The sequence below is a fragment of the Pseudomonas sp. AU12215 genome (assembly GCF_001675465.2).
In the GTDB taxonomy this organism is placed as follows: domain Bacteria; phylum Pseudomonadota; class Gammaproteobacteria; order Pseudomonadales; family Pseudomonadaceae; genus Pseudomonas; species Pseudomonas nitroreducens.
This window is the reverse complement of record NZ_MACM02000049.1, coordinates 100,147-110,872: the sequence shown is the minus strand read 5'-3', so window position 1 is coordinate 110,872 and position 10,726 is coordinate 100,147. Positions and strand designations below refer to the sequence as shown.

Annotated in this window: 11 protein-coding genes and 1 pseudogene; 2 read left to right on the top strand and 10 right to left on the bottom strand. The window is 63.5% G+C overall.

Features of this window, described 5'->3' with window-relative positions; all coding sequences use genetic code 11:
- Positions 1 to 392 (bottom strand): annotated as a pseudogene (locus A9513_RS12465) (electron transfer flavoprotein subunit beta/FixA family protein); the annotation flags it as partial.
- A 310-nt stretch (positions 393 to 702) separates the two neighbouring features.
- Between A9513_RS12465 and A9513_RS12460 the strand changes: the two are divergent.
- Positions 703 to 2,391 carry an electron transfer flavoprotein-ubiquinone oxidoreductase gene (locus A9513_RS12460; RefSeq protein WP_128082525.1) on the top strand — a complete coding sequence of 563 codons (1,689 nt, stop codon included), beginning with the start codon at positions 703 to 705 and terminating at the stop codon, positions 2,389 to 2,391.
- Between the two features lie 107 nt (positions 2,392 to 2,498).
- Here A9513_RS12460 and A9513_RS12455 read toward each other — a convergent pair whose 3' ends face one another.
- From A9513_RS12455 to A9513_RS12435, 5 genes are all read right to left on the bottom strand, one after another.
- On the bottom strand, positions 2,499 to 3,065 hold the full coding sequence (locus A9513_RS12455; protein ID WP_037014435.1) for a DUF1285 domain-containing protein: 567 nt from the start codon (positions 3,063 to 3,065) through the stop codon (positions 2,499 to 2,501).
- Positions 3,062 to 3,673, bottom strand: a complete 612-nt coding sequence (locus A9513_RS12450; RefSeq protein ID WP_065084912.1) for a DUF4823 domain-containing protein — start codon at positions 3,671 to 3,673, stop codon at positions 3,062 to 3,064. The genes A9513_RS12455 and A9513_RS12450 overlap by 4 nt, the downstream gene beginning before the upstream one ends.
- Before the next feature lie 64 nt (positions 3,674 to 3,737).
- Positions 3,738 to 4,631, bottom strand: a complete 894-nt coding sequence (locus A9513_RS12445; protein WP_065084911.1) for a radical SAM protein — start codon at positions 4,629 to 4,631, stop codon at positions 3,738 to 3,740.
- A gap of 26 nt (positions 4,632 to 4,657) precedes the next feature.
- Positions 4,658 to 5,626 carry a GTP 3',8-cyclase MoaA gene (locus tag A9513_RS12440; RefSeq protein ID WP_065084910.1) on the bottom strand — a complete coding sequence of 323 codons (969 nt, stop codon included), beginning with the start codon at positions 5,624 to 5,626 and terminating at the stop codon, positions 4,658 to 4,660.
- Between the two features lie 94 nt (positions 5,627 to 5,720).
- Positions 5,721 to 6,359 carry a TetR/AcrR family transcriptional regulator gene (locus tag A9513_RS12435; RefSeq protein WP_017517621.1) on the bottom strand — a complete coding sequence of 213 codons (639 nt, stop codon included), beginning with the start codon at positions 6,357 to 6,359 and terminating at the stop codon, positions 5,721 to 5,723.
- Between the two features lie 84 nt (positions 6,360 to 6,443).
- On the opposite strand from A9513_RS12435, the gene A9513_RS12430 reads away from it, so the two are divergent.
- A complete protein-coding gene (locus tag A9513_RS12430; RefSeq protein ID WP_065084909.1) occupies positions 6,444 to 7,577 on the top strand; it encodes an aminotransferase class V-fold PLP-dependent enzyme in 1,134 nt (377 codons plus the stop codon).
- A gap of 264 nt (positions 7,578 to 7,841) precedes the next feature.
- Here A9513_RS12430 and A9513_RS12425 read toward each other — a convergent pair whose 3' ends face one another.
- The 4 genes from A9513_RS12425 to tmk all read right to left on the bottom strand — a co-directional run bounded on the left by A9513_RS12425 (position 7,842) and on the right by tmk (position 10,711).
- Positions 7,842 to 8,618 carry a TatD family hydrolase gene (locus A9513_RS12425; RefSeq protein ID WP_024764485.1) on the bottom strand — a complete coding sequence of 259 codons (777 nt, stop codon included), beginning with the start codon at positions 8,616 to 8,618 and terminating at the stop codon, positions 7,842 to 7,844.
- 88 nt (positions 8,619 to 8,706) lie between these two features.
- Complete coding sequence (locus A9513_RS12420; protein ID WP_024764484.1) at positions 8,707 to 9,063, bottom strand: PilZ domain-containing protein; 357 nt, start codon at positions 9,061 to 9,063, stop codon at positions 8,707 to 8,709.
- A 36-nt stretch (positions 9,064 to 9,099) separates the two neighbouring features.
- Entirely contained in the window at positions 9,100 to 10,086 is a 987-nt protein-coding gene (locus tag A9513_RS12415) for a DNA polymerase III subunit delta' (RefSeq protein ID WP_065084908.1), read from the bottom strand.
- Positions 10,079 to 10,711 (bottom strand): dTMP kinase, encoded by a 633-nt coding sequence (gene tmk / locus A9513_RS12410; protein WP_024764482.1) that lies wholly within the window; start codon positions 10,709 to 10,711, stop codon positions 10,079 to 10,081. Before tmk ends, A9513_RS12415 begins: the two co-directional genes overlap by 8 nt.
- Positions 10,712 to 10,726 lie beyond the last annotated feature (15 nt).

Here is a 10,726-nt window from a genome sequence, read left to right as displayed (position 1 = left end):
AGCATCTGGCCGGTCTGGTTGTTGTCGCTGTCGATGGCCTGCTTGCCGAGGATGACCAGCTGCGGCTGCTCTTTGTCGACCAGGGCTTTCAGCGACTTGGCGATGGCCAGGGAGCTCAGCTCTTCGTTGGTTTCAACGAGGATGGCGCGATCTGCACCCAGAGCCAGCGCGGTACGCAGTTGCTCCTGGGCAGCGGTCGGGCCGACGGAGACCGCAACGATCTCGGTGACGACGCCTTTCTCTTTCAGGCGTACGGCCTCTTCCACGGCGATTTCGCAGAAGGGGTTCATGGACATCTTGACGTTGGCGAGATCGACGCCGGAGTTGTCCGCCTTGACGCGGACCTTGACGTTATAGTCAACCACTCGTTTGACAGCTACAAGAACCTTCATGGATTCCTCGTTTTTCTCCGGTGAATAGGAATGTCGCCAGACAGGCCTGGCCGGTAGTGCACGCTATCTGCGACTACATCCAGCGCAACGCGACCGCAAAACCGCAGGTATCTTGACCGCATCGACCGGGCGGGTCAATACACGAAAATACCCCTTCATAAGCCGCGGACCCCGATTCTATCAGGGTTACGCGCGATTCAAACAAACGTTTGTATTGCCCTCGATAAAGGGTTTAGATATAGCAACAGGTCTAGCTATAATGCGCCCCGCTCTTACTGGGTGGGGGCACGCCCATCCCAATACCTACAAAATGCCCAGAGCCTTGATTCAGGAGAGATCGATAGTGGAACGCGAATTTATGGAATTCGACGTCGTCATCGTCGGCGCCGGCCCTGCCGGTCTGTCCGCCGCCTGCCGACTGAAGCAGAAGGCCGCCGACGCCGGTCAGGAAATCAGCGTCTGTGTGGTCGAAAAGGGTTCCGAAGTGGGCGCCCACATCCTCTCGGGCGCCGTGTTCGAGCCCCGCGCGCTGAACGAGCTGTTCCCCAACTGGAAGGAACTCGAAGCGCCGCTGAACACCCCCGTCAAACGCGACGACATCTATGTGCTGAAGAGCCCTGAGGCGGCGGCCAAGGTGCCGAACTTCTTCGTGCCCAAGACCATGCACAACGAAGGCAACTACATCATCTCCCTGGGCAACCTGTGCCGCTGGCTGGCCCAGCAGGCCGAAGGCCTGGGCGTCGAGATCTACCCGGGCTTCGCCGCCCAGGAAGCGCTGATCGACGAGAATGGCGTGGTGCGCGGCATTGTCACCGGTGACCTGGGCGTCGACCGCGAAGGCAATCCGAAAGAGGGTTACTACACCCCGGGCATGGAACTGCGCGCCAAGTACACCCTGTTCGCCGAAGGCTGCCGTGGCCACATCGGCAAACAGCTGATCAAGAAGTACAAGCTCGACAGCGAAGCCGACGCCCAGCACTACGGTATCGGCATCAAGGAAATCTGGGACATCGACCCGGCCAAGCACGAGCAGGGCCTGGTGGTGCACACCGCCGGCTGGCCGCTGAACGACGACAACCCGGGCGGCTCCTTCCTCTATCACCTGGAGAACAACCAGGTGGTGGTCGGCCTGATCATCGACCTGTCCTACACCAACCCGCACCTGTCGCCGTTCGACGAGTTCCAGCGCTACAAGCACCATCCGGTGATCAAGCAGTACCTGGAAGGCGGCAAGCGCGTGGCCTACGGCGCTCGCGCCATCTGCAAGGGCGGCCTGAACTCGCTGCCGAAGATGGTCTTCCCGGGCGGCGCGCTGATCGGCTGCGACCTGGGCACCCTGAACTTCGCCAAGATCAAGGGCAGCCACACCGCGATGAAGTCCGGCATGCTGGCCGCCGACTCGGTTGCCGAAGCCCTGTTCGCTGGCCGTGAAGGCGGTGACGAGTTGACCAACTACGTCGATGCCTTCAAGGGCAGCTGGCTGTATGACGAGCTGTTCAGCAGCCGCAACTTCGGCCCGGCGATGCACAAGTTCGGCGCCATCGGTGGCGGTGCGTTCAACTTCATCGACCAGAACATCTTCGGCGGCAAGCTTCCGTTCACTCTGCACGATACGACTCCGGACTACGCGACCCTGAAGAAGGCCAGCGAAGCGCCGAAGATCGACTATCCCAAACCGGACGGCAAACTCAGCTTCGACAAGCTGTCCTCGGTGTTCCTGTCCAACACCAACCACGAGGAAGACCAGCCGATCCACCTCAAGCTGGCCGACCCGAACACCCCGATCGAGAAGAACCTGCCGCTCTACGACGAGCCCGCACAGCGTTACTGCCCGGCTGGCGTGTACGAAGTCGTGAGCAACGACGACGGCAGCAAGCGCTTCCAGATCAACGCGCAGAACTGCGTGCACTGCAAGACCTGCGACATCAAGGACCCGGCCCAGAACATCACCTGGGTGGCCCCGGAAGGCACCGGCGGTCCGAACTACCCCAACATGTAAGGCGTTGGCGGTAACGGAAAAGGCTCCCTCGGGAGCCTTTTTCTTTGCAAGCTAAGTACTTGTAGCGATGAAGGACAGGGACTACTGGCCGCGTTCAGACCAACCGGTCACGGCTGCGGCGCGATGGCGAAGAACTCGCCGGAACTCCACACTCCCAGCCACTCAACTCCATCGATCTCGCGGGGAACCGCCAGCTCGACCAACTGGTAGAAGACGTTGCGGTGGATCAGCGCCTCCAGGTTCACCCGCACCAGCACGTAGGGCGACGGCTCCTGGGTCTGCGGATCAAGCTCCACGCGGATCGGATGCGCGGCGTCGGCCACCACCTCATCCTCGACATTGGTGGTGAAGCGCAACACCTGCTGTTCGCCCTCCCCTTCGACGGCCAAGGTAACGGCGACGAAAGGCGCGTCATCGACGGTGATTCCGCACTTCTCCACCGGAGTGACCAGGAAATAGTCGTCGCCATCGCGGCGGATGATGGTGGAGAACAGCCGCACCATCGGCTTGCGCCCGATCGGCGTGCCCAGGTAATACCAGGTGCCGTCGCGGGCGATGCGCATGTCGATATCGCCACAGCAATCAGGGTTCCACAGGTGCACCGGCGGCAGCCCCTTGTCCTTGCTGGCGGGAATCTGCGCCAGCAGATCGCCGGCTTTGCCTGGGTCGGTCATTGGTACTCCTCTCGCGTCTTCACCCCCAGCAGGCTGCGGGCATAGTCTTCCAGCGGCCGCCCGATCAGATCCTCGGGGCTGGCATCATAGAATGTCAGAAAACCGCCGCGACTGCGGATGGTGGCGCTGTCCACCAGGTAGCGGTTGTCGGTCTCGATCAGCATCACCTGAATCACGCTGCGGTCACGGCCCACGGCGTTATCGGTGTCTTCGTACTGCTCGTAAGTGCCGACATTGTCCTCCCCACGGGCAAAGCGCGTATACAGCAGATAATTGGCGCCCGCTGCGCGCGCTTCCTGCATCGCACCTTCCAGGCCCAGCGGACTCTTGGCTCGGCGCACCAGCGGGAAGTACTGGACGAAGCCTTCGAATGCCTCCTCCGCCACCACATTGGGCCGTGCATACGGATGGCCCGGCGGCACGAACGGCCCCTGAGCGATATAGATGAAGGAGTCCTGCTGCAGCCGCCAGTTGGTCGTCCGGCGAGTCTGGCTGTGGTCGAGGAAGCCCGCGTCGCGCAGGTAATAATCGGTGCCGTCAGCCAGGTCGTTGGGGCTCATGCAGCCGCCGAGGGCAGCGAAGGCAAGGATCAGTATCAGTTGGCGCATGCAATGTCTCCGGAGCCGGCGACGAAAAACCGGCATTCGGACAGGCAATGCAGCTTCCGCGCCATCACAGGCCGCGCTGCCATTCCTGGCGCAGCTGCGCGCGCTGCGGCTGCTCGATGGCCTGGCGGACCTGGGCGAGCAGCTTCGCCTTGTCCTTCCCCAGCGTGCCCTTGAGCACCAGGTAGTTGGATGCGTGATCGCTGCGGAACACCGTGTCGCTAAGCTCCAGACCGTTCAGCAGGCGCTCGACTTCGATGAACAATTCGGCCTGCGATAACGACTGGAAATCCGGGAAGCCCTGGCGATAGCGTTCTTCGCCAGTGGGAAAGCTCACCACCAGAGTCGACAGGAATTCCGGCTGCGCCTCGTTCATCAATCGCGCCGAGTTGTCGGCGTGCTGGGCGCTCAGGGTGCTGCCGCCCAGGCCGTTGAGGATCATTACCGAGCGCTTGATCCCCGCCTCTCCCAGCTTCTGCAATGCATCCAGCGTCGAGGCGTAGGTCTCGCCCTTGTTCACCCGCGCAAGCACTTCGTCGTCGCCGGATTCGGCGCCCACGTAGGCCATGCGCAGACCGGCGTCCGCCAGCTCTTTCAGCTCCTCCACCGACTTCTTGCGCAGGTTGCGCGGCAGGCAGTAACTGGAGACGCGGTCCACCTCGGGCAGGTGCTCGCGGATCGCACGGAGGATGTTGAGCAGGCGCCGAGTCGGCAACACCAGCGCATCGCCATCGGCGAGGAACACCCGCTGGACGATCAGGCGCTCGCCACAGCGGCGAATCTCCTCCAGAACCTCGGCCTCGTCGCGGGCGCGGAATTTCTTCTGCGGCTGGGTATACATCTCACAGAAGCCGCACTGGTTCCAGGAACAGCCGTTGGTGACGGGAAGAATGAGCGAGTGTGCCTCGCTCGGCGGCCGGAACACCGGCTCGATATAGGAAATGGGGAATTCGTTGGGCATGGGCTAATCAGGTCTTGAGGGCGATCTCAGCCGCCGATGATCTTCATGATGGTGGCGCCGCCGGAGAAGGCGACTTCCTGCTTGTCCGCCAGGGCACTCACCAGCAACCGCTGCAAGGCGGGAAGCGCCTGGTGGCGCGGCTTGTCCAGCAGGTCGCCGACGTAATGGCGGTTGCTCGACGACAGGCAGCCATGCAGCCAACCGGTGGAAGACAGGCGCAGACGCGAGCAGGTCCGGCAGAACGGCACGCTTTCATTGGCGATTACGCCAAAATAGCCCTGCCCCGGCACTTCATAGCGAATGGCCGTGGCATCCACCGGCGCATCGGCCTGGATATAGGGATGGCGTTCGCCGATGAGCTCCAGCAGCTCCTGCAAGCTGACGAACTGCCGGTGGAAGCCGTTCGGGTCATGGGCCAGGTGGCCCATGCGCATCAGCTCGATGAAGCGCAGCTCGAAGCCGTGCTCCAGGCAGTAGTCCAGCAGCGGCACGACCTGATCGAGGTTCTGCCCGCGTAGCGGGACCATGTTGAGCTTGATCTTCAGGCCGGCCGCGCGGGCCTCGTCGAGCCCCTTGAGGACCGTGGCCAGATCGCCGCCACGGGCAATGCGCCGGAAGGCATCGGCATCCAGGGTATCGAGGGAAACGTTGAGGCGGCGGATGCCGCAATCCAGCAGCAGCGGCAGCTTCTTCGACAGCAGCTGTCCGTTGGTGGTGATGGCGATGTCCTGCAGCCCGAGACGGCTGACGCCATGCAGGAAGGCATCGAGCTTCGGACTGACCAACGGTTCGCCACCGGTGACGCGCAGACGCTCGATGCCGGCGGACTCGATCAGGTAGGCGACCCCGCGCACCAGGGATTCCGCCGACAGCTCGTCCTGCGCCGCGACCAGACGTTTGCCGTCCGGCACGCAATAGGTGCAGGCGTAGTTGCAGGCGGCGGTCAGGCTCACGCGAAGATTGCGGAAGCGCCTGCCCTGGCGGTCGACGATCATGCTCGGCTCCGGTGGCGATCACTCATGCAAGTATATCCCCACCGGCGCCGGGAGCCCTGTCGCAACCGCGACGATGAATCGCGCGAATGTCGACTCAGGCGGCCGGCGTATCGCCGTCGCGCTTGCGCTTGTTGCCCATGCGCACGCCGATGTCCATGAGGAACTGGAAGAAGCCCTCCTGATCCTCCAGCACGTCGCGCCAGAACGGCGAGTGGTACAGCGCCACGGCGCCATGTACCAGCGCCCAGGCCGCGCAGTAGTGGAAGTAGGCCGGGACGTCTTCCAGCTTGCCCGCCGCGATGCGTTCCTTGATCAGCTGGCTCAGGCGCTCGAAGTTGGATTCGCGGATCTTGTGCAGCTCCTCGACCATCTCCGGGACCTGGCTGGTCTTCACCACCTTCTCTTCCAGGCGGTCGAACAGGCGGTAGCGCTGCGGATCGCGCATGCGGAACTCGAAGTAGGCGCGCGACAGGCGCTCCTTGTCGCGGGCGACGTCTTCGGAGTGGAACAGGTCGGCCAGATCGCGCTCGTAGTCCAGCATCAGGCGCAGGTAGATCTCCGCCTTGGACTTGAAGTGCTTGTAGATGGTGCCTTTGCCGATACCCACGGCATCGGCGATCATTTCGACCGTGACACTGTCTTCGCCCTGCTCAAGGAACAGCTTGAGGGCGGTGTCGAGGATTTCCTGTTCGCGACGACGGAATTCGCGAACCTTGCGCGGCTCTTTCTGCATAAAAAGACTGTTCGGTCAAAAATAGTCAAAATTCGAAGCCGCGTATTATGCCTATTCAGCGCCAAATTGCACGGATCATCCGACATGATTAGCTTTTCTTCCGAGTTTCCCCAACAACCCGGCCTGCGCTACCTGAACCACGCAGCGGTCGCGCCCTGGCCCAAGCGCGCCGCAGACGCCGTCACGGCGTTTGCCCAGGAGAACATCCTGTTGGGTGCCCGTGACTATCCGCGCTGGCTGACCATCGAGAAGCGCCTGCGCGAACGCCTGATGCGCCTGGTGAATGCCCGGACCACCGGCGATATCGCCCTGGTGAAGAACACGTCCGAGGCGCTGTCCTTCGTCGCTTTTGGCCTGGACTGGCGCGCCGGCGACCAGGTGGTGATCAGCGATCAGGAATTCCCCTCCAACCGGGTCGTCTGGGAAGCACTCAAACCACGTGGGGTGGAAGTCATCCAGGTGAGCCTGGACGGCGATGATCCCGAAGGCGACCTGCTGGCCGCCTGCACACCGCGCACGCGCCTGCTCTCCATCAGCGCCGTGCAGTACGCCAGCGGCCTGCGCATGGACCTGGAACGCCTGGGCGCCGGCTGCCGCCAGCGCGGCGTGCTGTATTGCATCGATGCCATCCAGCAACTGGGCGCCCTGCCCTTCGACGTGCAGGCATACGACTGCGCCTTCGCCATGGCCGACGGCCACAAATGGATGCTCGGCCCGGAAGGCCTGGGTGTGTTCTATTGCCGCGCCGCCGAACGCGAGCAACTGGCGCTGCAGGAATACGGTTGGCACATGCTGGAAAACGCCGGCAACTACGACCTTGCCGGCTGGCAACCGGCGCGCAGTGCTCGCCGCTTCGAGTGCGGCAGCCCGAACATGCTCGGCGCCGTGGCATTGGACGCCAGCCTTGGCCTGCTGGAAGAGGTCGGCATGGCTTCGGTCGGCGAGTTGGTGCAGACGCGCGTCCAGCAACTGCACGATGGCCTGGGCCGCATCAACGGCGCCTCACTGCACAGCCCGCTGGAGCCTGGCCGTCGCGCCGGCATCCTGACGTTCAGCCTGGCCGGCTGGGACAATATCCGCCTGCTGGAGCGTTTGCGCGCGGAGCAGGTGGTGTGCATCCAGCGCGGCGCCGGTATCCGCTTGTCGCCGCACTTCTACACCAGCGAAGCGGTCATCGAGGAGACTCTGGCGTTGATCGGGGCTTTGGCGGGGCAATAATGCAGGCGCGGCCGAGAAAGCTGCTCAGCCCGGTGTGATGTATTCCAAATCCGTTTAAAAAACACCGGGCACCCTGTGGCAAGCGCGGCATCTTGACCAATACTTGTAGATACCGGCGCGCGGCATCTCCCCCCAAGTGCTCCGCCGGTGAAGGTACCGAGGATCGCGTACCTTATTGTTAAACTCCTAATGGTCTTGACCCGGATTCATCCCCCAGAACCCGGGTTTTTTTTGCGCGCGGGAAAGCTGTCCGCGCACGGACCATCAGCAGGCGAGCGGGAACAGCCGGCGGAAATTCGCAGTGGTCTGCTCGGCCAGCGTTTCGAAACTCACCCCACGCAACACGGCCAGGTACTCGGCCACCTCGCGCACGTATTCGGGAAGGTTCGGTTTGCCGCGATGGGGCACCGGCGCGAGATAGGGCGAATCGGTTTCCACCAGCAGGCGGTCCACCGGCACCTGTCGCGCCACTTCGCGCAATTGCTCGGCATTGCGGAAGGTGACGATGCCCGACAGCGAGATATAGAAGCCAATATCCAGCGCCGCCTTGGCCATCTCCCAGTCTTCGGTGAAGCAATGCAGCACACCGGCCTGCGGCAGCGCTGCCTCGCGCAGCAACGCCAGGGTATCGGCGCGGGCTTCGCGGGTATGCACGATGACCGGCTTGCCGGTCACCTTGGCGGCCTCAAGGTGCAGGCGGAAGGCCTCCTGCTGCAGCTCGGCGGCCTCGGGCTCGTAGTGATAGTCCAGGCCGGTCTCGCCGATGGCCACCACGCGCGGATGGTTCAACTCACCCAGCAGCCAGTCCAGCGCCGGCGCGGCGCCTGGCTCCAGGTCGAGCGGGTGGACGCCGACCGAGCAATGCACGTCGGCGTAGCGATCAGCCAGATCCTTCACCGCCCTGGCATTGTCCGCACTCACGCCGATGCACAGGAACTGGCTGACACCGCGCGCACGGGCAGCGTTCAGCGCGGCATCCAGCGATCCGTCGTGGGCGGCGAGATCGAGACGATCGAGGTGGCAGTGGGAATCGACGAGCATGAAAACCTTCTCCGGGAAATGACGAAGCGCCCCTCAGGGCGCTCCGTGTTTGCAGCCTGTACAGGCTGCTAATTCTACAGGGGATGAGCTACATGGTATGGGTCGGGCGATCCGACTTCAGCGCGCCGGCGAGATAGGTCTCGATCTTGTTGCGCGCGGTGTTGTCACCGTCGTTGAACTGCACGCCAATGCCGGCGGCACGGTTGCCCTGCGCTCCGCGAGGAGTAATCCAGACCACCTTGCCGGCGACCGGGATCTTTTCCGGCTCGTCCATCAGGTTGAGCAGCATGAAGACCTCATCGCCCAGCTTGTAGGTCTTGTTGGTCGGAATGAACAGCCCGCCGTTGCGAATGAACGGCATGTAGGCGGCATACAGCACGGATTTGTCCTTGATGGTCAAGGACAGGATTCCGTTACGCGGACCCAGATTTGGTGGCAAGCTCATTCAGCTATCCTGGCAGATTTTTCCGATGGCCGGATTCTAGCCCGGCCCAGGGAGACTTGCCCACTGTACGAGCAAGGCTTCGAGAAGCAAGGCACGGTTGAGGTTGGCTTTGTTGAGAACCTTCTGCCGCTGAAGCAGCAGCCAGTCCTGCATGGCCAGCACCTTGGGCTGTGTCGACTTTTCGGCGAGATACTGCACGACCTTGCGCATGTCGGCGAGGCCAAGGCCCTCTTCGTCCCGAGCCAACTGGTAACGCAGGATCAACAGCGACCAGTCGCAGAACCAGTCGAACAATAGTGGCAAAGGTACAGCATTCCAGCTTTCGGCCAGCTGACCTGGGGCAACCTGCTGCTTGAGCAGCTTCTTCACCCCTTCGACCACTTGTGCGCGCTGCTCGCGCACGCCGTGGCCCTGCAGTCGCAGCGCGGTCAGCGGTGATCCGCCAGCGAGCACCAGCAACTCGTCCAACGCCTCCACCGGCTCGGCCGGCAGAGTACCCGCCAGCCAGGCACGGGCCTGCTCGGCAGAAGGCTGCGGGCAAGCCTGTTGCACACAGCGACTCTTGATGGTCGGCAACAGCCGGCTGGGCTGGTGGCTGATGAGCAGCAGCACGGTATCGCCGGAAGGCTCTTCCAGGCTTTTCAGCAGGGCGTTGGCGGCATTGAGGTTCATGGCCTCGGCCGGCTCCAGCAGCACCACCTTGCGCCCGCCCAACTGCGCGGTCTGCACCACGAAGCCCACCAGCTCGCGAACCTGATCGACCCGAATGGGTTTCTCCGGCTCCTCCGGTTCCAGCTGGAAGAAATCCGGGTGCGTGCCGGCGGCGAGCAACTGGCAGGCCTTGCACTGGCCGCATGCTTTGCCGCCCGCGGGTCGCTGGCACAGCAGGAAGTGCACCAGATTCTCCGCCAGCACACGCTTGCCGATACCGGCCGGCCCCTGCAGCAGATAGGCATGGGCATGGCGCGGGCGGCTGCTGAGCTGCTGCCAGAGGCCCTGCTGCCAGGGATAGATGTCAGCCATTGAGGCGCTCCAGCAGGATCGGCAGCAGGCCATCCAGGTCGCGCTGCACCTCGGGCAGCGTCTGCGCCGCATCGAGGATGTGATAGCGCGCAGGCTCGGCGCGGGCGCGATCCAGGTAGGTATTGCGCACCGCCTCGAAGAAGGCGCGCCCCTCCTGCTCGAAGCGGTCCAGGCGACCGCGGGCAGCTGCGCGGGACAAGCCGATTTCCACCGGCAGGTCGAACACCAGGGTCAGGTCCGGGCGCAGGCTGCCCTGGACGAAGCTTTCCAACTGGGCGATGCGCTCCACCGGCAGACCACGACCGCCGCCCTGATAGGCGTAGGTGGCGTCCGTGAAGCGATCGCAGAGCACTACGGCGCCACGCTCCAGGGCCGGGCGGATCACCCCGGCGATGTGCTGTGCGCGGGCGGCAAAGACCAGCAGCAGTTCGGTATCGACTGCCATCTTTTCATCGCTCGGGTCCAGCAGCAGCTCGCGGATGCGCTCGGCCAGCGGCGTACCGCCTGGCTCGCGGGTCAGCTGGACCTCGATTCCGCGTTCGCGCAGGCGCTCGGCCAGGTACTCGCGATTGGTGCTCTTGCCCGCGCCTTCGGGGCCTTCCAGGGTGATGAACAGGCCGGTCACTCGGCTCACTCCTTG